The sequence below is a fragment of the Nibrella viscosa genome, assembly GCF_039541875.1.
GTDB lineage: Bacteria > Bacteroidota > Bacteroidia > Cytophagales > Spirosomataceae > Nibrella > Nibrella viscosa.
Genome location: NZ_BAABHB010000010.1, coordinates 58495 through 83219 on the forward strand (window position 1 = coordinate 58495; position 24725 = coordinate 83219).

Consider the following 24725-nt stretch of genomic DNA (forward strand, 5'->3'; position numbering starts at 1 on the left):
AGAAAATAAGCAGCGCCACTACAGACTATCGACTAAAAACTAACTTAACTGATACTCCGGCAAACTCATTAAGGCAACCGTTAGCGTCTGGATTTGCTCGCTGCGTGATACGCCGGCCTTCACCTGTTTACCAATTAACTCCCGCTGCCGGCGGGTCAGCGGCCAGGGCAGCAGACAGGCCGCTATGGCGTCGGGCAGCTTGGCTTCGGATATGTCAGAAAAATGCGATTCAAACGCCGTCCAGTTGATCTGTGTCCGGAATTGCCGGTCGCCCCGCTGTATCAGCAGTTCGTTGTTTACATCGCCATCGTCTTTCGGCCGAACGGTCACTTCCGAGGCTTTCAGCAGGTAGTCGGGCAACCGCATCCGGAACAGCAGACTGGAACTGTCGATCCAGCTTTTGCCGCCTGGCCAGCCGGCCACGTTTGGGGGGTAGAGCAGCACCTGACCGAGTGTCCGCTGGATGAAAATTGGCGGCTGCCGCTGCTCAAATGTTAGCCCCAGCGTGTGCTGCATCCCCGCCAGCAACTCCACCGGCGATTTGATGTGGGCACCCATATTGGCCTTATCGTAAAACCAGTCGGCGGAGAATATTGTCTCCATTAGGGCCGCAATGTCGTAGCCGCTGCGATAAAATTGTTCGCTGAGTTCATCCACCCGGCGCGGGTCTTCGGTTTCGTTGACGAAGTAGCGGTAGATCTTGCTCGTGATGAACCGCGCCGTCTGCTTCTTTTCCAGCAGCATGGCAATCACATCCTCTCCCTTGAAGTTGCCGGTCTGCCCAAAGATGGTTTTAGGGTCATCATCATGGATGAGGGGCCGGAACACAAACTTACCGTCCAGCGTAACCCCCCAGCCGGTGAAGGCGCGGGCAGCTTCTTTGATGTCTTTTTCGGTGTAGTTGCCGCGCCCGAGCGTAAACAACTCCATCACCTCGCGGGCAAAGTTTTCGTTGGGCGCGTTCTTTCGGTTCTGCTGATTGTTCAGAAACTGCAGCATGGCCGGCTCTTTGGATACCGCCATCAGCAGATCACCAAACCGGCCGAGGGCGTGCTGCCGCAGGGTGTTCAGGTAGCTGTTGACCCGCTGCGGATTCAGCACGCGGCAGGCAAAATGACCGTGCCAGAACAAGGCCATCTTTTCCCGCAGGGCACCCTGCCCCGATGCCATCCGGTCGAGCCAGAGCAGGTTCATATCACGGATCTGCCCGGCGCTCATCCGAATCTGCTCCCGGAGCTTGTCGCGGTCGATTTGGCCATTCTGGAACATACCCCGTAGTTCGCGCCGGTCCGGGAGGTCTTCAGCTGAAGAAGGGAGCGGTGTAAACGGATCGCTTTCGGCAAACAGGTTTCGGATAACCTTTCGGAGCGCCAGGCGGACCGCTTCGTTGAGTTGGGCGGGGGTCGCGTCGAAACCAGCCCGGCCGAATAGATGTCGTAGCGTGTGGGTAGGTGTTCGTTCCATAAAACAGTATTAGAGTCTTTGACTGTAGATTTGGCTAAGCGGCAAAGGTTTAACGCAACGGCTCTGAATTTATTAGATGTATTTAAACGGATTTTCCTGCGTCTTTATGCTCTTTATCAGTTAGGTAAATACTACTGAAGAGATAGCAATGAATTGCGGTTCTGTCCGTAATTTAGGAGGCTTCATTCCCAATAGCTATATGCGGCATTTTTCCGGCTGGTTTATTACAGGTTTATGTTTAGTACGTTGGTTTACCGGTACAGCGCAACCCCTACCCTATAGTGCCTGGCAACGTACTCAACTGACAAAAGTTCAGCAGAACATCCGGCAGTTTCAGGAGGGTAATTACAGGCGGGCGGTCCAACGGGCCCGGCAGCAAAACCGTCTGATTGAGGAGGTCAGGCCCGACGGTACGGTACTTACCCTGCGGGGTATCGACGAGCGGGGCGAGTTGCTGTACGATGTCACCTACAGCGCCACCCGCGCCGGTACAACCACCCGCACCAACGCCTTTTATGAGGGGGGTAGCCTGGGGCTGAACCTCACCGGAGCCTCACCGGCCGTGCAGAATCGGCTGGCGTTCTGGGATGGCGGGCGTACGCTGGCAACCCATGCCGAATTTGGCAATCGGGTAACGCAAATCGACAACCCCAGCCTGACCGACAACCACGCCACGCACGTAGGTGGCATTCTGATCGCTGCGGGGCAGAACACCCTCGCGCAGGGAATGGCCCCCGGAGCCCGGCTACGGGCCTATGATTTTAACAGCGATGAAACCGAGATGGCCGCTGCCGCCCAGGACCTGTTAATCTCCAACCATTCGTACGGCACACAGGCCGGCTGGACCTTCAACGATAGCCGCACCGGAACCATCAAATGGGAGTGGTGGGGCGATACGACGATCAGCGCAACCGAGGACCACAAATTTGGGTTCTACAACACCAACGCCCAAAATTGGGATCGCATCGCGTTTAATGCGCCGTATTATCTCATCGTCAAATCGGCCGGCAACAGTCACGGGGCCAATGGTCCCGCAGCCGGTTCGCCCTATTACTTCGGCAGCCGCAGCACCACCAGTACGCAACCCCGTCAGGACCAGAACGGCTACGATCAGATCAGCACCTACGGTACGGCCAAAAACATCCTGACCGTAGGCGCCATCAGCACCATCGCCAACGGCTACTTTCAGCCGACGGATGCCCGGCTGGCCTCGTTCAGCAGTTGGGGACCTACGGACGACGGCCGTATTAAACCCGATCTGGTGGGCGTGGGCGTGAGCGTGCTTTCTACCAGTTCGGCGGGAGCCAACCGGTATACCTCCTTGTCCGGGACGTCTATGTCCTCACCCAATGTGGCCGGCTCGCTGCTGCTTTTACAGGAGTATTTCGCGCAGTTGAACAACGGCCGGGTCATGCGCTCGTCGACATTGAAAGGCCTGGCGATTCATACCGCCGAAGAAGCCGGCCCCGCGCCCGGCCCTGATTACCGCTACGGCTGGGGCCTGCTGAATACAGAGCGGGCGGCTACGGTTATCCGCAACGCCGACCGCAGCCACCTCCTCGATGAACGAACGCTCAACCAGAACCAGACCTACACGCTGTCTGTGGTGGCATCGGGCCGGGGGCCGCTGGTGGTCACCATCTGCTGGACTGATCCCGAGGGAACCGCCACACCGGTCACGGTTGCCAACCTGAATAACCGCACGCCCAAACTCATCAACGACCTGGACATCCGGCTCACCAGCGGCACTCAAACCATACTGCCGTGGGTACTGGACCCCGACCGACCGGAGCAGCCCGCCGGTCGGGGCGATAATATCCGGGATAATGTAGAGCAGATTGTCGTTCCTAACCCGATACCGGGCCGTACCTATACGCTGACGCTTTCGCACAAGGGCAGCCTGAAAGACGGCAAACAGGATTACGCCCTGCTGATCAGTGGCGCAGGCGGCCAAGCCTATTGCACCTCGGCGGCAACGGCCAACACGGGCAGCCGGATAGACCGGGTGGTTATCGGCAGCATCGATCAGCGGGGGTCCAATACCTGCTCGTCGTATTCGGATTTTATGCAGCAGAGTACCACCGTGCAGTCGGGGCAGCAGTTGCCGCTGTCGGTGACAGTAGGTACCTGTGATGCCGCCCGGAATGTGGTGGTAAAGGCGTTTGTGGACTGGAACCTGGACGGTGATTTTGACGATGCCGGCGAAACCGTTGCCACCTCGGATATCCTCAGCAGTGGAGCCACCTTTTCCGGCACCCTTACGGCACCACCGGGTTTAGCGAACGGACAGTTTACCCGGCTCCGGATCGTGGCTGTTGAAACGGCGAGTGCCGGTGCGGTCACCTCCTGCGGCCCATACGCCAACGGCGAAACGCAGGAGTACCTGCTCCAGTATGTGCGCACCGCCAATGATGTAGGCGTTATCACACTGGTCTCGCCCGAATCCGGTTTTTGTGCGCAGACAGGAACGGCAACCGGCGCAGACGGCAGTCTTACGGTAGCCGTGCGGGTGCGCAACTTCGGCACCCAGCTTCAGCAGAATATTCCGGTGAGCATCCGGGTCGTAGACAGTAACCAAAACGAATTGACTACCCTGAGCGGCACTATACCGTCGCTGGCCGCCTTTAGTGAATCGACGCTATCGCTGAAAGCCTCTCCTCAGATACGGCTTGAACCGGGGCGGAGCTACCAGTTTATCTGCACCACCGGCCTGAACGCTGACCAGGACCCTACCAACAACCAGATCAGTGTTATCCGCGCTACCAGTCCGGCTCCCGCCAATGGTATTTTTGCCGCCCTCGCCTGCGGGCAGGATGCCGCCGTATCGCTGACCAATACCGGAGCCGGCACCGCCTTCTGGTACGACTCCCCGGCGGGCGGTAATTTCCTGGCAGGCGGCAACCGAACGTCAACCGCCCTGAGACCTGCCAACGGTACTTACTATGCCGTCATCAACGATTTTTCCGCCCGCCTTGGACCCGTTACCAAGAGCGCTTTCGGTGGTGGTTCGTACGCCGGTAACTTCGGGCCGGCACCGCTGCTATCGACTCAGGTGCCGCTGCTGATCGAGAGTGCCCGGCTCTATATCGGCACGTCCGGGCGGCTGACATTTACCGTACGCCGGGCCGACGACTCCCCGATTTCGGCCGTCACCCTGGATGTTACGGCAACCCGAAACCCCAACGTTACCGGTTCGGCTCCCAGTGGTCAGCTGGCCGATGATCCCAACGACCCCGGTGCCGAATACCTGCTCAACCTCCGCATCCCGGAAGCCGGCGACTATAAGATCACGATTGAGTACGAAGACGGGGCCAGTATATTCCGGAGCAATGTGGGCGTCAGCGGATTTCCGTTCCGCATTCCGGGCGTAGCGACCATGCGTGGTTCGCAGTTTAACGCCGACACGCTGACCACTGCCTGGTACTATTTCTACGACCTGAAATTAAAGGCGCTGGGCTGTCCGGCGGTGCAGCGTACGGCCGTAAACCTGACAACGGGCGACGCCGTTACGGCCACCATCACACCCGATGGATCAACCGCCATCTGCCGGGGGAGTGCGGCCACACTCCGGGCCAATACCGGCCCTGGTTTGTCGTACCAATGGCTGCGGAATGGTCAGCCGATTGCCGGTGCTACCTCGGCCACGTACTTTGCCTCGGCGGAGGGGACTTATGCCGTGCAGGTGGCCAACGCCTGTTTACCGGCTACCTCCCCGGCGGTGCAGGTAACCCTCCGGGAAGCGGTGCCCCCGGTCATAACCCGCGATGGCTTCACGCTGACCTCCAACGCGGCATCGGGCAATCAGTGGCTGCTGGACGGGATTGCCATTGCGGGAGCCACCGGCCGGACCTATACGGCCACCCGGTCCGGCCGCTATTCGGTCAGGGCCAGTATCGACGGCTGCGGAGAGCTGATCTCCGAGGAAGTAGCGATAGTAATTCTGGCGACGGAGCCGACACTGGCCGATGATTTCTTTCGGGTATTCCCCAACCCGGCCGTAAAAACGGTGACCGTCGAGATCCCGGCCGCCACCAGCAATGAGCCGTTGCCGGTGGTGCAGCTCACCAATCTGCAAGGCGCAACCCTGCGGACGACCCCAATGCGACGCGACGGAAAAATTTATACCGCGATCCTCGATCTGGCCGACCTGCCGGGCGGTACATTTTTTGTACTGATTCAGGAGAACGGTACGGCAGCCGTTCGGGCAAAACGAGTCATAAAGCTGTAACACGTCTGCATACGGACCCATCTGCGTTGTTGAACCGAAGGCCACCGGGTGGCCAGTGGCTTGCCTTTGCCGGCCGCAGGGGCATTGCAGGCGTATTTTTTCTGTTATGGACGAACCTCTGTTCCTATGGTCAGCTTATCCACCCTGCTCCCGAAAACAACTGGCAGCGGGAGATCAGGCTCCGGTACAAAACGCTCCGGCACCAGACCTTACGGCAGGCGCGGAAGCAGGGCTGGCCGCTCCGCAAAAAGTATTCCAGTAACCGCTGGATAACCCTTCAGGAAATAGATTCGCTGGGCCAGCCCATCTATTACAGCCTGCACAATACCGAAGCGGCCGCCGGTACCCGCACCCAGATCCTCTACACCAAAGGGCCGCTGGGGCTTACCGTAACCGGCAGCAGCACCGATATAGCCGGTAAACTGGGCTTATGGGACGGCGGCCGCCCGCGCACCGACCACCAGGAACTCACCGGCCGCATCCTGCCGATGAACAAAACCGGCGATCTGAGCGATCACGCCACCCACCTGGCCGGCACCCTCATTGGCAAAGGAATAAATCCGGAAGCACGCGGTATGGCGTTCGGAGCTCAACTGCTGGTCTGGGATTATACCGACGACCTTACCGAGATCACCGCAGCCGCCCCCACCCTGCTCATCTCCAACCACGCGTACGGACCCATTACCGGCTGGGTGCTGAACGAAGAGCGGCCCGGCACCCAGCCGGATCTGAAATGGGAGTGGTGGGGTACCCCGTCGATCAGCAATACCGAAGATTACCTGTACGGCTTTTATTCCAACCGCGCCCGTGACCTGGACCGGATTGCCTTCAACAATCCGTATTACCTGATGGTGCGCTCGGCGGATAATAAGCATAGCGAAACCGGCCCGCCCGCCGGAACGCCCTATTACCTCAAAAATACCAGTCAGCAAAGTACCCTGCCCCGTAACCGCAACGACGGCTACGACGTAATTCCCGGTGAAGCCACCGCCAAAAACTTGCTGACCATTGGGGCTGGCGACGTAACGCTAACCGCCCAAAACCAGCTCACCCGCCTGAAGGTATCGGCTTACAGCGGATGGGGGCCTACCGACGACGGTCGCATCAAACCCGATCTAGTCGGTATCGGCACCCGTGTTCTGTCGTCGCTGACGGCTAGCCCTACGGCCTATGGCACCTATACCGGCACCTCAATGGCCTCGGCCAATGTTTCCGGCTCGCTGCTGCTGTTGCAGGAACTGTACGCCAACCGGACGAAAACAGCCAACGGCATTGCCCAGTTTATGCGGTCGGCCACGCTGAAAGGCCTCGCCATCCATACCGCCGACCGCCCCGCACCAGCCAAAGGCCCCGATTACCAACTGGGCTGGGGCTTGCTGAATACGGAGCGAGCCGCGCAGGTGCTTGTCAATGAGTCCAACACCCACCGGCTCGATGAACGGACACTGCCGCAAAGCCGGACATTTACCGAACAAATTGTGGCCAAAGGCGGTGAGCCGCTGGCAATTACCCTGTCCTGGACCGACCCGGAAGCGCCTGCCACCCTGCTCAGCGCGGCCAACCTGAACAACCGGACGCCCAAGCTCATCAACGACCTCGACCTGCGCATCAGCGACGGACGAACCATATACCTGCCCTGGATACTGGACCCTAACCGCCCCGATCAGCCGGCGCAGCGGGGCGATAACATTCGGGACAATGTAGAGCAGGTATACATCGCCAATCCGGTGGCCGGCCAGACCTATACCATTACCATTACCCACAAAAATACCCTGACCTACGGGGCTCAGCCCTTTTCGCTGCTGGTCAGCGGCCTGCGCCCGAGTCAGTGCCAGTTTACGGCCACGGTGAGTCCGGGCCGCGATACGCTGCTTTGCCCCGGCAGTACGCTGACCCTGCGGGCCGTAACCAATACAGGCTACCAATACCAGTGGCTGCGCAACGGCAGTCTGCTCGCCAATGCTGCCGGGTCGGCACTGACGGTTAGCGAATCGGGCAATTATGTCGTAACGATCACCGACCGCAACGGCTGCACCGGCACCTCAGCGCCGGTAAGCGTCCGGATTACAACGCCGACGGTCACCCTCTCTCCTGCGCAGGAGCAGTGGCTATGCCCAAATTCGTCCGTTACCCTGACGGCCATCACCGAGCAAGGCACGGGTCCTGTTCCGGTGGAGTGGCTGCGCAACGGCCAGCCTCTTCCGGGGGCGCAATCCGGTACGCTGGAGGCCAGAGAGCCCGGCCGGTATCAGGTACGAACCAATCAGCAGGGCTGCCGGACAACCTCCGCCGAAGTCAATGTCCGGGCCTCCACCGTCAACGATATTCCCCTAGTACCCGCCGACGAGGAGTTGCTACTGCCCCGAGGAGCTTCGGTACGCCTACAGGCTCCCAGCGAGTTGAGCTACCGGTATCAGTGGTTTCGCAACGAAACCGTACTGCCCGGCTCCACCGCCCCACACCTGCTGGTGAATCAGCCGGGCAGCTATCAGGTCGAAGTTACCCAGCAAAACTGCACGGGCCGTTCGGCGGTGCGGCTGGTGCGTGTAGCCGGCGACAACAGTCTGCCCACCGGCCCTGTTCTCAGCACCGCCCCCACCGATAGCTGTCTGCTGCTGTACCCCGTGCCGGCAACCGCCACCCTCTCCATCCGTTACGCCCACCCGAAGGCGACGGAGGTAAGCATCAGCATATATGACGTACAGGGACGGCTACTACACCGGGCGATACCCCTCATGCGGCATGGCGATTCCTTCCTGCTTGAGATGAATGTCGGTACCCTCTCGCCGGGTGGTTATTGGATTCGTCTGACCGATGGTGATCGACGAAGGGAGCAGCGGTTTATTAAGAAGTGAGCCTGTACGATGTTCAGACGACCTGAGCCTGAAAACTTCGGCTATAGCCTTAGCGCGGCAAATAATTTCTCTTTAGAGAAACAGATGACCGCTTGTATCACAAGTAATCGCCCGTCTCCCCGCTAAAATATTTTTTCAAAATAAAGAGTATTGGGAGGCTCTGTCTGCATCCTTACCTGCAAATAGCGATTCATTCTACAGCAGGTCATGCAGGACTATAGGAATTTTGGGCCGGAGCAATTAGCGATTGATGTCTCCTTTCGGCGCTGGCAGCTACTCAACGAACCGGCTGACCGCGTTTTCTGGGAAGACTGGCTGATGCAGAATCCGGATAAAAAAGATCTTGTCGAAAAAGCCGCCTACCTGTTAATCGCGCTTTCGAATCACTATACTCAGCCGTCGAATCAGGAACAGGCAATCTCGGAACGGGAAATAGCGGCCGAAATTCACCGGCTACACCAGTCGCTCGATGTGCCTGATAACCCGTCTGTAAAACGGTTTACCTATCCGTGGTTACGGTATAGTATAGCCGCCGGCTTATTGCTGATGCTTGGCTTTTTTGGCTGGTATGCATTCCAGTCATTGGTTGAGCACCGGAGCCGGACAATAACGTATCAGAGATTGACCACCCAGGCTGCTACCCCGCTGCTGGAAGTAGCCAATACGACAGATAAACCAAAACTGGTAAACCTGCCGGACGCCAGCAGCATTCTGTTATATCCGCATAGCCGCATCAGTTATGCCAGGAAGTTTCCGGGCAGCAAACGCGAGGTATACCTGGCCGGTAAAGCCTTTTTTGAAGTCGCCAAAGATCCCTCCAGGCCTTTCTACGTGTATGCCGACGGCTTAGTCACCAAAGTACTGGGCACCAGTTTTACGGTGCAGACCTTCGATAATCACGAACAGGTTAAGGTAGTGGTCAAAACGGGTAGAGTCACGGTGTTCGCCCGCCATCCGGCAAGTCGGCAGCAGCAACAGGAGGACAACAGCGAAGGGGCTCTTGTGCTGACGCCTAACCAGCAGGTTCTGTTTTCGGCACCGGATACGCGGCTGACCAAGAGTGTGGTTGAGCATCCTTCGGTAGTTGAGTGGCCGATTGAACAACTTCGGTTCAATTTTAAGCGAACACCCATAGCCGCTGTCTTTGCCCAACTCGAAAAAGCGTACGGTATCCGGATTCTGTATGACCAGGAAGTCATGCAGAACTGCTACCTGACCGCTACGCTGACCGACGAGCCGCTTTTCGAAAAACTTGATCTGATCTGTAATACCATTGATGCCCGGTACGAACAGATAGACGGGCAGGTAATCATTTACAGCAAAGGGTGTAATCTATAAGTGGATAGAGTATATGTTTAACCAATATGAACACTAAAGCCCGCCGGACACGCCTATGAAGAACCCGCTGCTGTAGCCTTCAACAAAAAGTCGGAAATGCGCCAACATCTCCGACTTCGAAACCTCCCATGTGTACGCTCGTTACGTCATCCGCCAGGCGGATCAGGGATCTATTTTGCCGAATTTTCACCCGACAACAGTCAAAATTATGTCAAAACGATTACATCTTCAAAAAGCCTTACAGAAAATGATGCGCAGGGGACTCTACCAGGCCTTTCTTTCTGTCGCCTTCGTCACGTTAGCGCATGCGTATGACGTCAATGGGCAGAAGGTTCTTGACCAAAAGATAACCTTTCAGCTGGTCAACGCCGATGTTGAAAAAGTGCTGGATAAAATTGAAGCGGTCACCACTGTTAAGTTTATGTACAACCCCCGGATCTTTGGGGCTGAACCGAAAACAGTCACCTATAGCTTCCGCGACGAACCGCTTGCCGATGTGCTCAACAAGGTGCTTTCTCCCTACCATGTAGCCTACGAAGTAGCCCAGCAAACGATTATTCTGAAAAGGCTGGAAATACTACCGGAGCTAAAACCGGCCGGACAGAAAGAAGCCCCGAAACGCAAAATTTCCGGGACAGTGCGCGACGAAAAAGGCGTTGGGATGCCCGGCGTCAGTGTAGTCTTAAAAACTACCCAGCGAGGTACGGCCACCAATGCCGAGGGTAAGTTTACCCTCGATATTCCCGACGAAACCCCCAATCCTATGCTGGTATTCAGCTTTGTGGGGTATAAGACGCAGGAGATACCAGCAGGCAACCAGACAGACATCACCGTTGACCTGGCACCGGAAGCCGGCACGCTGAATGAGGTGGTGGTTACGGCCCTGGGTATTTCCAAGGAGAAGAAGGCACTGGCGTATGCCGTTTCAGAAGTAAAAGGCAGCGAGTTTACCCAGGCGCGGGAAAACAACGTAGCCAACGCCCTGACCGGTAAAATTGCCGGCGTAAACGCAACCGGGATGGCTACCGGCCCCGGCGGCTCCAGCCGCATCATTATCCGGGGGAACGGTTCACTGAACGGTAACAACCAGCCCTTGTACGTTATAAACGGGATGCCGATGGACAACAGCATTCCCGGTGGCGGTACGGCTTCGGACGGGAACGGCATGAACGTCGACCGCGGTGACGGTATCGGTGGTATCAACCCGGACGATATCGAATCGATCAGCGTGCTGAAAGGCGGGCCCGCTGCGGCTCTCTACGGGGCAAGGGCCTCTAACGGGGTGATTCTGATTACCACCAAGAAAGGACGTGGCCAGAAAGGTGTCGGGGTAGAGATCAACAGCAACACCACCTTTGAAGACATTGCCGTGATTCCGAACTGGCAGTACGAATACGGGCAGGGCCTCGATGGCCGCAAACCCGCCACCGTTACGGAAGCCAAAAGCACCGGTCGCCTGTCGTATGGTGCCCGCATGGACGGTCAGCCGACCATTCAGGTCGACGGTCAGCTGCATCCTTACTCTCCCCAGAAAGACAATCTGAAGAACTTTTACCGAACCGGCAGCAATTACATCAACTCGGTGGCATTCACGGGCGGAAACGAGTCGGTAAACTTCCGGCTGGGGCTGAACAATACCAGGTCAAACAGCATCGTCCCAAACTCCTCGTTCAGCCGGCAGATCGCCAACCTGAACCTGAACGCCTTTCTGGGCAAGAAGCTCAGCATTGAAACGGTGTTCCAGTACAACCTGGAAGAAGGCAAAAACCGGCCAAAAGTGGGCTATGCCGATATGAACCCGCATTGGGCTACGTATCTGGTCGCCAACGTGGTCGACATCCGCAGCCTGTCTCCAGGCTATGATCCCGTCACCGGCAAGGAAATGGAATGGAACCCGGTACCGGCCGCCCCCAACCCTTACTTTGTGATCAACAAGTTTAAAAATGACGACACCAAGCACCGGTTTATCAGCCAGGGAAGCCTCCGGTACGACATCCTCGACAACCTATTCATCAAAGGCAGTGTAAGCCAGGATTACTACAGCTTTCAGTCGGAGTACGTGCAGCCGACCAACAACGCGTATCAGCCGCTGGGCACCTACGAAGCCCGCAAGACAACCTCCTCGGAAACCAACGGCATGCTGACGCTGAACTACAACACCAATTTTTTCAATAACCTGAGCTTTTCGGGGATGCTGGGGGCCAATGCCCAGCGGGCTATTTACGACCAGACGCTGATCGCCGGCAGCGAGTTTACCGTGCCGTATTTTTACAGTTATACCAACCTGGGTGCATCAACGACCACGCCAACGTACATGAAAAGCGCCATCAACTCGGTATTTGGTTCGGTCGACTTTGGCTATAAGAACGTTGCCTACCTGACCCTATCCGGACGGCAGGACTGGTTTTCGGTGCTGAACCCAAAGAGCAACAGCATCTTCTACCCATCGATTGGCGGATCATTGATTCTGTCGGACGCCTTCCGCCTGCCCAATTCCATCAGCTTCGCCAAGCTGCGGGCTTCGTGGGCGCAGGTGGGTGGCGCCACGGTCAATGCCTACCAGATCTATCAGTACTACTCCATGCAGCAGGGCGGTCACAACGGTCGTCCGGTGCAGGTGCTATCCTCTTCGCAGGTGCCTAACCCGGACCTGAAACCGCTGACCTCCACCACCTACGAAGCGGGTCTCGAAGCTAAGTTCCTGAAAAACCGCCTGGGTATTGACCTGACGCTCTACAACCGCAAAACCACGGACGATATCGTCACCACCAATATTGCCCTGTCGTCGGGCTACACCTCAGCCCTGCTGAACGTGGGTGAACTGAGCAACAAAGGTATTGAACTGATGCTGACCGGTACGCCTGTCAAACGCGGTAATCTGAGCTGGGATGTAAGCTATAACATGGCGTACAATAAGAGCCGGATCGAACGACTCGCCGAAGGGCTGACCGGCATTGATGTAGGCAGCGGGGTTGGTGGCGGATTGATCCGAAATGTTCTGAACAGACCCTATGGAACCGTATGGGGATACCCGAAAAAAACCGACGCAAACGGCAATGTGGTCTTCAACACTGCCAGCGGATACGCGGTCAGAGGGAACCTGGAGGAAATTGGGCAGGGCACCCCTCCGCTGACCCTGGGTATTACCAACAACTTCCGGTACAGGAACTTCTCGCTGAATATCCTGGTCGACGGCAAATTCGGCAGCATCGTGTATTCGAACCTGTACCAGTATGCCTATCGCTTTGGGCTGCCGCAGGAAACGCTGCCGGGTCGCGAAACAGGGATCACCGTAACCGGGGTTACACCCGAAGGCAACCCGTTCACCAAAACATGGAGCAAGGAAGATGTCGATACCTACTACGATAACGACAAGAACTACACGGCCATGTTCATGTTCAACAACGACTTCGTAAAGCTGCGCCAGTTGATTCTGAGCTACAACATACCCATCGGCCAACTGCCGTTCCTGCGTCTGCAAAGTGCTTCAGTCTCTTTTGTGGCCCGTAACCTGGCGATCCTGTATAAAGACAAGAAGAACCAGTACTTCGATCCGGAGTCGAGCTATACCAGCACCAACGCACAGGGGCTGGAAGCCTTTGGCGTACCCAGGACCCGTAGCCTGGGGGTGAATATTATGGTGAAATTCTAATCAACTCATTCGCTGACTATGAAACGATTATTTCTAAAAATACTGTGTTCGGCTCCGCTTTTCCTGCTGTTGTCGGCCTGCGACAAAGGGTTTCAGGAAATGAACGTAGATCCGAACAAATACGCCGAAGTCATTCCTGAATACCGGTTTACCCGGGCCTTGCTGGATGGCGTAAGTACTAACTTTACGGGAGCGGCCTACCTGACCATCGGGCAGTCGATGCAGCATTTCGCCACCTACAAGGAAGTACCAGCGGCTGGTGATAAGTACTTCAACTACGGCTATTCGACCGGCAACTGGAATGCCTACGCCGGAACCGGAGCCGGACAGGGCTCGGTGATCTCGACCCGGCAGGTCATCGACGCGGTCGCGTCCAATTCCGCCAATGTCAACAAACTGTCGGTAGCCCGGATCTGGAAGGCGTATATTTTTCACCGTCTGACTGATCTCTACGGCGACATTCCGTACTTCGATGCCGGAAAGGCACTTTCCGATAAAAACTACGGCCCCAAATACGATACCCAGCAGGCCATCTACGCCGATCTGCTGAAGGAGCTGGACGAGTCCATCAAGGCGTTCGATCCTACCAAAGCCACCTTCGGCAATGCAGACCTGCTCTACGGCGGTGATGTGAACAAATGGAAAAAATTTGCCTACTCGCTCATGCTGCGGCTGGGTATGCGCCTGACCGAAGTGGATGCCGCTATGGCCAAAACCTGGGTAGAGAAAGCCATTGCCGGCGGGGTTATTCTGGAGGATGCCGACCGGGCCGTTATTGCCTACGTCGACGGGTCGCAGGTGGCCAGCCGGAACTTCATTGCCGCCGGTTTGCTGAGCACCGATTATATCACGCCCGGTGGCGACAACGTAGAAGGGGGCAAACTGGCGAAAACGCTGATCGACCACCTGAAGGCGACTAAAGATCCCCGGCTGAACGTAATTTCCATTGTCTGGACCACTACCGACGGCAAGACGTTTACCGCCGACACGACCACGGCGCTGCAAAGCGGCATGCCCAACGCAGCGTACAACAACCTGCCGGCCAATTTCAACTCATTTTCGGAGCCCAACCCCAACACGCTGCTGAAGTACAGCTCGCCCCTGCTGGTGCTTGGTAATGCCGAAATGAACCTGCTGCTGGCCGAAGCTGCCGTACGCGGCTGGAACAGTGGCACCACAGCGACCGTGGCGTACAACAACGCGGTGAAAGCCGGCATGCGGCAGTGGGCGTTGTTCGGAACCGGCGGTGTCATTTCGGATGCGAAGATCAATGCGTACCTGACGGCTAACCCGTATAAAACCAGCGGCACCGTAGCCGAGCAGATGGAGCAGATTCATACGCAAAAATGGGTCTCACTCTTTCTGGAGGATGAATACGAGATTTTTTCGAACTGGAGACGAACGGGTTATCCGGTGCTGAAACCAACGAACTACCCTGGTAACCTGACCGGCGGTAAAATACCAACCCGGTTCGTAATCCCGGATTCGGAAGAAACATACAACAGAACCAACTTTGTGGAAGCCCGCACCCGCCAGGGAGGCACGAATACCCTTTCCAGCGTGGTATGGTGGGATAAGTAGTTGTCTTTTCCACACGTGGAGATCAATTTTACTGCGTATATTTAAGCTATTGGATTTCCTTCATTTTCTGAAGGAGATTCAATAGCTTGCTCCCCAACTACCTACGTATCCTGTTAACCCCTATTGCTATGCTTAGTAGACGAAAACTCATTCAGCGGTTATCGGCCATGCCTCTCCTGGGTGGTGTGCTCGGTAGCGTAACTCCTTTTGAATCCGCGCTGGCGGCTCCGGCGGCAACCCGTAACTTACTTAAGGAACTTGGCCTCCGCACCTTTATCAATGCCGCCGGCACCTACACGGCCATGACCGGCTCGCTCATGCACGACGAGGTGATGGAAGCGATTCAGGCAGCCTCCAAAGAATTTGTGATGCTCGATGACGTGCAGACCAAAGTCGGCGAGAAGATTGCCGCCCTGACGCATGCTGAATCGGCGGTGGTCACGGCCGGGTGTTTTTCGGCCATGACGCTGGGGCTGGCGGGTGTGCTGACCGGTATGGACCAGAAGAAAGTAGAGCAACTGCCGCACCTGGCAGGTACCGGCATGAAGTCGGAAGTGATTGCCCAGAAAGGCCATAATGTGGGCTACAACCACGCCCTGACCAATACCGGTTGCAAAATCGTGGAGGTCGAAACCGTGGAGGATGTCGAGAAGGCCATCAACGAAAAAACAGCCATGCTGTGGTTCCTGCATATCCAATCGGACAAAGGCAAGATCATGCATGAGCAGTGGGTGGCCCTGGGCAAAAAGCATAACATACCCACCATGATCGACATTGCAGCGGATGTGCCGCCGGTCGAAAACCTCTGGAAGTTCAACGACATGGGCTTTGATCTGGTATGCGTATCGGGCGGTAAAGCCATGCGGGGCCCCCAGAGCGCCGGTCTGCTGATGGGTAAGAAAAAATACATTGATGCGGCCCGGCTCAGTATGCCGCCCCGTGGCTCCACCATTGGCCGGGGCATGAAGGTCAATAAGGAAGAAATTCTGGGTATGTACGTGGCGCTGGAGAAGTTTGTGAACCAGGACCATCAGAAAGAATGGAAGATGTGGGAAGACCGGGCTGCACATATAGCCGATACCATCACGAAGGTCAACGGCGTGACCGTCACCACAGAGGCCCCACCTCTCGGTAATCATACGCCTACCCTGCGCATTGCCTGGGACCCGGCCAAAGTATCACTCACGACCAAAGCGCTTCAGGACAATCTGCGCAACGGCAACCCGTCCATCGAAGTGGTAGGTGCGCCCAACGGCATCAGCATTACGACCTGGATGCTGAAACCGGGGCAGGAGAAGATTGTAGCCTCGCGGCTGAAAGAGGAATTCACCAAAGCATCGGTCTGATTGTCGGTCTTTACCTGCTATACTTCCATGCAAAAACGATACATCGTCATTGCCCTGCTCTGCCTGTTCTGTACCGCCGTTACCGCCCAGATGCCCTACAGCCTCGTCATTAAGGGCGGGCATCTGATCGACCCGAAGAACAACATCAACGAGGTGATGGATGTCGCCATTACGGATGGCCGCGTTGTCCAGATCGCCAAAAACATCGACGCCACCGGGGCGAAGCAGGTCGTCGCGGCCAAAGGGCTGTACGTGACGCCCGGCCTGATCGATATACACGGGCACGTCTTCTCCGGTACGGAACCGAATAGCTACCTGAGCAACGGGCTGTCGGCCATTATGCCGGATGGCTTTACGTTCCGGGTGGGCGTCACCACTATTGTCGATGCCGGCGGGGCCGGCTGGAAATCGTTTCCGGCGTTTAAGAAGAACATCATCTTCAACTCGAAAACGCGGGTGCTGTCGTTCATCAACATCGTCGGCGAAGGCATGCGCGGGGGTGTTTGGGAGCAGGATACCACCGACATGGACCCGCGGATGGCGGCCGCTGTGGCCCTGAGCAACCCCAACGACATTGTCGGGTTTAAGCTCGCCCACTTTCAGGGTCAGAACTGGACACCCGTGCAGCGCGTGGTGGAAGCCGGCAAACTGGCCAATATGCCGGTGATCATCGATTTTGGCGGCAGTACGCCCCCGCTGCCGCTGGAAGACCTGTTTTTGAAATACTTAAGGCCGGGCGATATTTTTACCCATACCTACACGCTGCTGGAGAATAACGTCCGGGAGACGATTGTCGACGAAGAGAGCGGGCAGGTACGGCCGTTTGTCTGGGAAGCCCGCAAAAAAGGCATCGTGTTCGATGTGGGCTACGGCGGAGCCAGCTTCAATTACTCCCAGGCTATCCCGGCCATGAAAAGCGGTTTCCATCCGACGACCATCAGCACCGACCTGCACACGGGTAGCATGAACGGCTCCATGAAAGACATGCTGAGCGTCATGTCCAAGTTCCTGGGCATGGGCATGGATCTGCCCGCCGTGATCCGGGCCAGTACGTGGATACCCGCGCAGGTGATCCACCGCGAAAACCTGGGACACCTGTCCGTGGGGGCCATTGCCGATGTGGCGATCCTAAACCTGCGGGACGGCAAATTCGGCTTCTACGACAAAACCGGCTATAAAGTAGACGGCAAAAAGAAGTTCGAGTGTGAGATGACCATCAAGGGCGGCAAAATCGTGTACGACCTCAACGGTATTGCCAATCCGATTGTGTTGCGGTGAGTGTTGGCGTATCCAAGGCACAGTTTAGACCACCGGCACATCCCAAGCCTGAAAGGCTTGACTCTGGATAACCCCGACTTATCAGTCGGGGTAGACGAGCTAAAGCGGCTACTCCCAACCCTGAAAGGGTTGACCTAAGCAGTCATCATTCAACCCCTTCAGGGTTGTAGTAGGGCACAGATCAGGACTTAGCCCCGACTTTTGAGTCGGAGTTATCCAGAGTCAAGCCTTTCAGGCTTAAAAGAGAGGAGCCATTTCGACATACATTAATTGACTGTTAGATATACCCTATTCACTAGACGCCCGATGTCCAAAATTCGCTGTGCCGCCATACTATTGATGCTGCTGGCCTTTATCGGCTTCACTCCACCCAACGACAACCGGAAACTGCCGGTCATCAACACGGCCAACGGCGGGCTGTTCCTACCAGATGGCTTTGAAGCAGTGGTGGTGGTCGATAGCCTGGAGGGACGCGCCCGGCACATCGCCGTCAACACCAACGGCGACATTTACGTAAAAGCCCGGTTTGTGCGCGACAAAGATGAATCAGTGATTGCGCTCCGGGATACCAACCAGGACGGCCGGGCCGACATCATTAAACGCTTTGGTGGCCTGGATCGGGAACGCTCGTACGGCACCGCCATACGCATCTACAACGGCTACCTGTATTTCAGCTCCGAACTCCTTGTGTACCGCAATAAACTAACGCCCGGCAAACTGGTCCCGGAGAGTCCGCTGGAGGTAGTACTCACCGATGATCACAAACATGGCATGCACGAGCATATTGCCAAGCCGGTTACCTTCGACAACCAGGGGAATATGTACGTGCCGTTCGGGGCCGGTTCCAATAATTGTCAGGAGCGCAACCGCACCCCCAACTCGGCTGGCCAGTATCCGTGCGCCATGCTGGCCGATCATGGCGGCATCTGGCGGTTCGACGCCAACAAAACAGGTCAGACTCAGAAAGACGGTTACAAATACGCCACCGGCCTCCGCAGCGTGGTGGCCCTGGACTGGAACCCGGCCGACAACAACCTGTATGCTTTGCAGCACGGCCGCGACGACCTGCTCATGCTGTGGGCAGGTACGTATTCGCCCTGGCAGAGCGCCGTGCTGCCGTCCGAAGAGTTCTTCCGGGTGAAAGATGGTTTTGATGGCGGCTGGCCCTATACGTACTATGACCAGATTAAAGGGAAGAAAATTGTAAATCCGGAGTATGCCGCCGACAATCGGATCAATCCGGAAGCAATGAACCTGGAAAAGCCTTTAATTGGCTTTCCGGGACATTGGGCACCCAATGATCTACTGTTTTACCGGGGCGCCGGCCTGACCAACGGCTTTCCGGCGCGGTACCGGAACGGCGCCTTTATTGCCTTCCACGGCTCTACCAACCGCGCTCCATATCCGCAGTCCGGTTATATTATTGGCTTTGTGCCGTTTAAAGACGGCAAGCCTTCGGGCAATTATGAAGTATTTGCCGATGGCTTTGTAGGTGTAGACCCCGTAGTCAACGTAAGCGATGCCGTATACCGGCCGATGGGTATTGCCATGGGTCCCGACGGATCCCTGTACATCGCAGAAACCGAAAAGGGCAAGATTTGGCGGATTACCTACAAAGGCAACAAAAAGACCTTTGGCCCCGCCCAACTGGCCCAGATGGAAAAACGTAAAACGATGTCGCATATCCGTACACCTGACCCGATTAAAGACAACCTCGACCGCGACAAGCCGGTGGCGGGTAGTAAAGTGTACGCGGTCTACTGCTCGCCCTGCCACCAGCGCAACGGTCTCGGCGACTCTCAGCGATTCCCGCCCCTGGCCGGATCGGAGTGGGTGCTCGGCGACAAGAAACGATTGATTGAAGTTGTACTGAAAGGGCTGGAAGGCCCCATTGAGGTGAAAGGCCAGTCGTACAACAATGTAATGCCGCAGCACAGCTTCCTGTCCAACGAAGACATTGCGCAGGTGCTGACCCACATCCGGCAGAACTTCGGCAATCAGGCCGATGCCGTGAGCGTGGACGATGTGAATGCCATCCGAAAAACAATAGCCTTAAAAAAATAACCCCAAGTCTATATGAAAGCCCAACGCAGATCTATTTTAAAACGACTATTTGCTTCCGTAGCCGGTATCACCGGCCTAAGCGCAACATCCGTTGCCGCCACCACTAGCACAAGCGCCAACCCGACCGAGCCGGCCCCCGAAAAAGAAGTCTTCAATGTAGAGACGCACCAGGACGTGCCCCTGTTTTCGGGCTCCACCAAACTGGGCAATCTGGTGTTCGTTGCCGGCAAGGGCTACCACAAGGAAGGCGACATCCGGGTCCACACCGACGAAGTACTCAAAGAACTGGAGAAAGAACTCATCAAAGCCGGCTCGTCGATGGAAAAGGTGTTGAAGGTGAACGTCTACCTCCACGACCTCAACGACTACAAAGCCATGAACGAAGTCTACAAAGGCCGCTTCGGCAGCAAGCCCCCGGTGCGCACCACCGTAGCGGTCTACGGCGGAGTGCCTGGCAGTTCGCTGGTAGAGATGGATTGCATTGCGTATATATAGGCAAGTCCCTTCCTTTATGAAACGAATTCTTCTGCTGCTCTTAACTATCTGGTCGCACCTGACGCCGGCCCAGGAATACCGCATTGTCATCAAAGGCGGACACATCATTGATCCGAAGAACAATATTGATGGGGTAATGGACATTGCCATCAACGACGGCAGGATTGTTCAGGTAGCCAGGAACATTGATGCCAAACGAGCGGTTCAGGTCGTCAACGCCAAAGGCCTGTATGTGACGCCCGGCCTGATCGACATGCATACTCATGTGTTCTTCGGCACTAACCTCGACCAGACCTACAGCAATGGCCCCAACGCCCTGCCGCCGGATGCTTTTACCTTCCGCAACGGCGTGACTACCATCGTGGATGCGGGCTGCTCCGGCTGGCGCGACTTCGCGACGTTCAAGAAGCAAACCATCGACCGCTCACAGACGCGGGTGCTGGCGCTGCTCAATATCGTGGGGAGCGGCATGCGGGGCGGCACCTATGAACAGAACATTGCCGACATGGATGCTAAGGCGACGGCGGATGTGGCGAAACAGTACCCGGAGCAGGTCGTTGGGGTTAAGCTGGCCCACTTCAACGGCTACGACTGGACCCCCACCGACCGGGCGGTTGAGGCCGGTAAGCTGGCCAACGTGCCCGTGATGATTGATTTTGGCGGCAGTACCCCTACCCTGCCCATTGAAGAACTGTACACCAGACACCTGCGGCCGGGCGATATCTACACCCACTGCTTTGGTCAGCTTAAAACCCGTGAAGCCATTGTAGACGTGGAGAGCGGCACCGTAAAGCCGTTTGTCCGGGAAGCGCAGAAGAACGGCATCATATTCGACGTGGGCTATGGCGGCATCAGCTTTGCGTTTTCGCAGGCCATTCCAGCCCTGAAGAGCGGCTTCTACCCGAATACCATCAGCACAGATATCCATACCGGCAGCATGAACAACGCCATGAAAGATATGCTGAATGTAATGTCGAAATTTCTGGCGATGGGTATGCCTTTACCGGGCGTGATCGAAGCAAGTACCTGGAACCCGGCCAAAGCCATTAAGCGCGAAGAACTCGGCCATCTGTCGGTGGGTTCCGTAGCTGACGTAGCCATTCTGCGGTTGCACAAAGGTAAATTCGAGGTTCGGGAGACGGGCACCTTTGGCTTCTTTGATTATACCGGCCACAAGATCGAAGGCAAGCAAAAGCTATCGGCCGAAATGACGATCCGGAACGGCAGGATCGTGTACGACCTGAACGGCATTGCCAATCCGGTGATTGTGATGCAGCAGCCGCAATCCTGATCAGACCGCCAGGTCTGCAAGCAGGCAGAGGGCAATCATCCAGTAGTTATGGAAGGTCATCTGGTCTTTCAGCGCACCCAGCGCCTTGTACAGGAGGTTAGCCACCGACTGGCGGTTAATCTCCATCACCTCGGCGATCTGCTCGTTTTCCAGCCCTTCGTAAAACTTGAGGAATACGGCTTCCTGTTGCCGTTTGGGGAGGGTATCAATGGCCTGACGAACCCGGTGCCGGCTTTCGACATCCATCTCATCCCGTTCAATGTCGGTTTCAACCGTTTGCCAGTCCGATACATTGTTTACTTCCGGACTGTACAGGGGCGACAGGGGTTTGCGGGCCCGGCGAAACTCCTGTAAGATCTGGTTACGCAGCGACTTGAACAGGTAAATAGATACATACTGGATGCTGATGGTATACCGATTTTCCCAGATATGGATGAAGATGTCCTGCAGGCAGTCTTTGATGAAGTCGCGGTCGTCGGTAAAATTCAGCGCGTAGGTAAACAGCGACCGGTACTGCGACTCGGCTAACCGGCAATACGCCACCTTGTCTCCGGCTTTTGCCTGATGCCAGAGTTCCAGCAGGTGCTTGTTCTCGTCGATGATGCGCTGTCTGGTCTCCACAACAACATAACTGAGTTTTTCCGAAGGTAAAATAATAGGTAAATTCGGGTAAACCTAACAGCACACCCGCAGTTATGCGATAAGTGCAAATAAAATTTCAGATCAGCCTAGAAATGTAAATTATTGTTCTGCTTGCGTTTACAACAAAATGTGCAATAAGAACCGCTGTTTCCGGGATTCACCTAACCGGGCAATCGGGTATTTGTAGCCGGTAAAGGCTCCCACAAGGAAGGTGACATCCGGAGCATACCGACGAAGTACTCAAAGAACTGGAGAAGGAGCTGATCAAAGCCGGCTCCTCGATGGAAAAGGTGTTGAAGGTAAACGGCTGCCTGCACGACCTAAACGACTATAAAGCCATGAATGAAGTCTCTAAAAGGTCGCTTTGGCAGCAGGCCCCCGGTGCGTACCATCGTAGCCATCTACGGCGGTGTACCTGACCGTTCGCTGGTAAAGATGGATTACATTGCCTATATCTGATCCGACTATCAGGCAAGCCTACCGTGGTGAAGGCTCTCCGGATCCTGCACCCGTATACTACTGCTTCATAACCGGCGTGGGGTTATCAGGGCAATTAGGCATACTACCGGAGCCGTTAGGGGTTCCACACGCCTACATATACACTTCAAACACATTGATCTTATAGGCCTTGTCCTGGAGAACACTACGTTTCAGGTGCCGGAAGACGCCCAGATGAGCCGGTAACCATTCATCCTCCAACGCTACATAAAAGCGTCGTTGCTCCATTAAATCAGAGCGAATACCTTTAAACTCCACTTCAATATCGTTCTGGCAGGTGTCTGTTCTGACCAACTCCGACCAGCCAGGAACGTCTGACTCGTTCAATCCGAACAATCAAGGCATTCTGAACAGTTCGGGGAAGCCATTGGATCAAGAGCCGTCTTTGGTTGCCTTGCTGAAGGAGAAACTCAGTTCATTCTGCCGGATAGGTTGGTACCCAGTTTAAAGGCATTCAGCAGGGTGGCTAATTTTTCTTTTAGCAGAAAGACATCATAGTTTAGCATATGCACTTCCGTAGCCAGATCAGCCAGGCTGGACTCTTCCAGTCTCGCCAGTTCTTTAATGGCCTCCGTGAGGGTACCTCCTACCACGGGCGGCTGGGGCTCAGAAAACGGTTCGCCCGCCTGTTTCCAGATATCCCGCGCCTTTTCAAAATCAGCCATCTGGTGTTTATACAGCGAAATCTGCTGGTTGATAAAAAAGTGCAGTAGCCATAACTCATCTAGTTGATGATGTTTAGGGTCCAGATAGGTTAATATTTGTGATTTTAATTGCTTATCCATAATACAGCGAAAGCATAAGATACATAGCCCGGCAGGCCCTATGGCCTCGGAACAGATTATAACACCTCCGGATTCAGCTTTGCTGCGGTTAGCTTCCCGTGAGGGGTAAGCAATACGACTACATCTGTTTTTTCCCGACCGCCAAACGGCATAATTCTGACCAGCCCCTGCTGGTGAAGTCGTTCGGTATATTGTTGACAGTAGGAGATGGTCAGGCCGGTTACCGACGAGAGCCCCTCATAATTCATAACACCTTCATGCAATAATGATGTAAGCATCCGATTAAGAGCGTCCATAACAATAAGGGTTTGTTGCTTCTAAGTGAATAAGGCGAAAAAGCGGCAGCCGGCATTGTCCGGATAACTACAACGACGCTATGTTGTTCAGGCTCGATTTCGCATAATATATCGAAGGTTCATCTCCGGTAGCACTCAATAAGGCCTGTTCGGTCGGGAAAAGTTTGGAACTGCTTTCAACCCGGTCGAAGATCTGGACTTGTCCAAAGGGATTAAACTGACTGTGGGGCAGAACCTCATACCTGACCATATCGACCATCAGGGTATTTTGTGCCTCATTTTGCCGGATGAACCTGGACTGGGGATTAATAATAACTTCTATGGACCTGATGACGCCGGAGAAATACGGCACCAGCTTTGTATTATTGTCGGTCCAGTACAGCAGCGGCTGATTGATAAATACCTGCTCACCTACCTGAAAAGGCAGGTCGATCGGATTAAGAAAGAGTTTCATACAGTACGGTAAGATAGGGTGAAGGCCGGAAACGATAAATGGTGCGGGGGCAGACCCCTCTGGGGCTAAAAAGCTATACCCTATACGTAGTAGGCGAAAAACTCTTCCGGCAGACAGATTGGACGAGCAAGTAACTAACCTGGTTAGGCCTGGAGGTCACGGAAGAGCTTGCTTAGTAAACACTGTAAACGCAGATAAGTTGCGGTAGAGGCAATTTATATTTCATCCTTTCGCCGGCCCACCTGTTTCTGGAAGAGGTTACCCCTAAACATCCAGGGCGCAACACCAGCAGAAGAACCATCGTAGCCATATACGGCGGAGTTCCCGGCAGTTCGCTGGTGGAGATGGGTCTTTTGCGTATATATGATCTGAATAGCCTGATCAACGTTAGTGTGCCATCCAATTGTTTCGTATCGAAACGATGCGTATTTTAATTGGGTTATTCGTAAGCAGTCATT

Annotated in this window: 16 protein-coding genes and 1 pseudogene; 11 read left to right on the forward strand and 6 right to left on the reverse strand. The window is 55.5% G+C overall.

Features of this window, described 5'->3' with window-relative positions:
- Window positions 1-39: 39 nt before the first annotated feature.
- On the reverse strand, window positions 40-1464 hold the full coding sequence (locus ABD931_RS20680) for a DUF1800 domain-containing protein (protein ID WP_345269838.1): 1425 nt from the start codon (window positions 1462-1464) through the stop codon (window positions 40-42).
- Window positions 1465-1663: 199 nt separating this feature from the next.
- Between ABD931_RS20680 and ABD931_RS20685 the strand changes: the two genes are divergently transcribed.
- The 10 genes from ABD931_RS20685 (at window position 1664) to ABD931_RS20730 (ending at window position 21592) form a co-directional block, all read left to right on the forward strand.
- Complete coding sequence (locus ABD931_RS20685) at window positions 1664-5692, forward strand: S8 family serine peptidase (protein WP_345269839.1); 4029 nt, start codon at window positions 1664-1666, stop codon at window positions 5690-5692.
- Window positions 5693-5721: 29 nt separating this feature from the next.
- Window positions 5722-8547, forward strand: coding sequence for a S8 family serine peptidase (locus ABD931_RS20690; RefSeq protein ID WP_345269840.1), 2826 nt, complete (start codon window positions 5722-5724; stop codon window positions 8545-8547).
- A gap of 207 nt (window positions 8548-8754) precedes the next feature.
- Complete coding sequence (locus ABD931_RS20695) at window positions 8755-9885, forward strand: FecR family protein (protein ID WP_345269841.1); 1131 nt, start codon at window positions 8755-8757, stop codon at window positions 9883-9885.
- 208 nt (window positions 9886-10093) lie between these two features.
- Window positions 10094-13537 (forward strand): SusC/RagA family TonB-linked outer membrane protein, encoded by a 3444-nt coding sequence (locus ABD931_RS20700; RefSeq protein ID WP_345269842.1) that lies wholly within the window; start codon window positions 10094-10096, stop codon window positions 13535-13537.
- A gap of 18 nt (window positions 13538-13555) precedes the next feature.
- Entirely contained in the window at window positions 13556-15118 is a 1563-nt protein-coding gene (locus tag ABD931_RS20705) for a SusD/RagB family nutrient-binding outer membrane lipoprotein (protein WP_345269844.1), read from the forward strand.
- A gap of 128 nt (window positions 15119-15246) precedes the next feature.
- Complete coding sequence (locus ABD931_RS20710) at window positions 15247-16464, forward strand: aminotransferase class V-fold PLP-dependent enzyme (protein ID WP_345269845.1); 1218 nt, start codon at window positions 15247-15249, stop codon at window positions 16462-16464.
- Window positions 16465-16491: 27 nt separating this feature from the next.
- A complete protein-coding gene (locus ABD931_RS20715; RefSeq protein WP_345269846.1) occupies window positions 16492-17742 on the forward strand; it encodes an amidohydrolase/deacetylase family metallohydrolase in 1251 nt (416 codons plus the stop codon).
- A 306-nt stretch (window positions 17743-18048) separates the two neighbouring features.
- Entirely contained in the window at window positions 18049-19806 is a 1758-nt protein-coding gene (locus ABD931_RS20720; RefSeq protein WP_345269847.1) for a PQQ-dependent sugar dehydrogenase, read from the forward strand.
- A 12-nt stretch (window positions 19807-19818) separates the two neighbouring features.
- Window positions 19819-20301 carry a RidA family protein gene (locus tag ABD931_RS20725; RefSeq protein ID WP_345269848.1) on the forward strand — a complete coding sequence of 161 codons (483 nt, stop codon included), beginning with the start codon at window positions 19819-19821 and terminating at the stop codon, window positions 20299-20301.
- Between the two features lie 16 nt (window positions 20302-20317).
- The gene (locus ABD931_RS20730; protein ID WP_345269850.1) at window positions 20318-21592 is read left to right on the forward strand and encodes an amidohydrolase/deacetylase family metallohydrolase; all 1275 of its coding nucleotides are present in this window, start codon (window positions 20318-20320) and stop codon (window positions 21590-21592) included.
- On the opposite strand, the gene ABD931_RS20735 is transcribed toward ABD931_RS20730, so the two are convergent.
- Entirely contained in the window at window positions 21593-22213 is a 621-nt protein-coding gene (locus ABD931_RS20735; RefSeq protein WP_345269851.1) for an RNA polymerase sigma factor, read from the reverse strand.
- A 189-nt stretch (window positions 22214-22402) separates the two neighbouring features.
- Here ABD931_RS20735 and ABD931_RS20740 point away from each other — a divergent pair.
- Window positions 22403-22693: pseudogene (locus tag ABD931_RS20740) on the forward strand (RidA family protein); the annotation flags it as partial.
- Between the two features lie 132 nt (window positions 22694-22825).
- Here ABD931_RS20740 and ABD931_RS20745 read toward each other — a convergent pair.
- The 4 genes from ABD931_RS20745 to ABD931_RS20760 all read right to left on the reverse strand — a co-directional run bounded on the left by ABD931_RS20745 (window position 22826) and on the right by ABD931_RS20760 (window position 24267).
- A complete protein-coding gene (locus ABD931_RS20745) occupies window positions 22826-23059 on the reverse strand; it encodes a hypothetical protein (protein ID WP_345269852.1) in 234 nt (77 codons plus the stop codon).
- A gap of 83 nt (window positions 23060-23142) precedes the next feature.
- Window positions 23143-23517, reverse strand: a complete 375-nt coding sequence (locus tag ABD931_RS20750) for a hypothetical protein (RefSeq protein ID WP_345269853.1) — start codon at window positions 23515-23517, stop codon at window positions 23143-23145.
- Between the two features lie 56 nt (window positions 23518-23573).
- A complete protein-coding gene (locus tag ABD931_RS20755) occupies window positions 23574-23813 on the reverse strand; it encodes a hypothetical protein (protein ID WP_345269854.1) in 240 nt (79 codons plus the stop codon).
- Between the two features lie 67 nt (window positions 23814-23880).
- Window positions 23881-24267: a hypothetical protein gene (locus tag ABD931_RS20760; RefSeq protein WP_345269855.1), complete on the reverse strand. Its 387-nt coding sequence runs from the start codon at window positions 24265-24267 to the stop codon at window positions 23881-23883.
- Between the last annotated feature and the right edge of the window lie 458 nt (window positions 24268-24725).

Coding starts and splice junctions, on each gene's coding strand:
- ABD931_RS20710 (WP_345269845.1), top strand. CDS start 15,247: ATGCTTAGTAGACGAAAACTCATTCAGCGGTTATCGGCCATGCCTCTC.
- ABD931_RS20685 (WP_345269839.1), top strand. CDS start 1,664: ATGCGGCATTTTTCCGGCTGGTTTATTACAGGTTTATGTTTAGTACGT.
- ABD931_RS20720 (WP_345269847.1), top strand. CDS start 18,049: ATGTCCAAAATTCGCTGTGCCGCCATACTATTGATGCTGCTGGCCTTT.
- ABD931_RS20760 (WP_345269855.1), bottom strand. CDS start 24,267: ATGAAACTCTTTCTTAATCCGATCGACCTGCCTTTTCAGGTAGGTGAG.
- ABD931_RS20700 (WP_345269842.1), top strand. CDS start 10,094: ATGTCAAAACGATTACATCTTCAAAAAGCCTTACAGAAAATGATGCGC.
- ABD931_RS20725 (WP_345269848.1), top strand. CDS start 19,819: ATGAAAGCCCAACGCAGATCTATTTTAAAACGACTATTTGCTTCCGTA.
- ABD931_RS20695 (WP_345269841.1), top strand. CDS start 8,755: ATGCAGGACTATAGGAATTTTGGGCCGGAGCAATTAGCGATTGATGTC.
- ABD931_RS20680 (WP_345269838.1), bottom strand. CDS start 1,464: ATGGAACGAACACCTACCCACACGCTACGACATCTATTCGGCCGGGCT.
- ABD931_RS20715 (WP_345269846.1), top strand. CDS start 16,492: ATGCAAAAACGATACATCGTCATTGCCCTGCTCTGCCTGTTCTGTACC.
- ABD931_RS20750 (WP_345269853.1), bottom strand. CDS start 23,517: ATGGATAAGCAATTAAAATCACAAATATTAACCTATCTGGACCCTAAA.
- ABD931_RS20730 (WP_345269850.1), top strand. CDS start 20,318: ATGAAACGAATTCTTCTGCTGCTCTTAACTATCTGGTCGCACCTGACG.
- ABD931_RS20755 (WP_345269854.1), bottom strand. CDS start 23,813: ATGGACGCTCTTAATCGGATGCTTACATCATTATTGCATGAAGGTGTT.
- ABD931_RS20705 (WP_345269844.1), top strand. CDS start 13,556: ATGAAACGATTATTTCTAAAAATACTGTGTTCGGCTCCGCTTTTCCTG.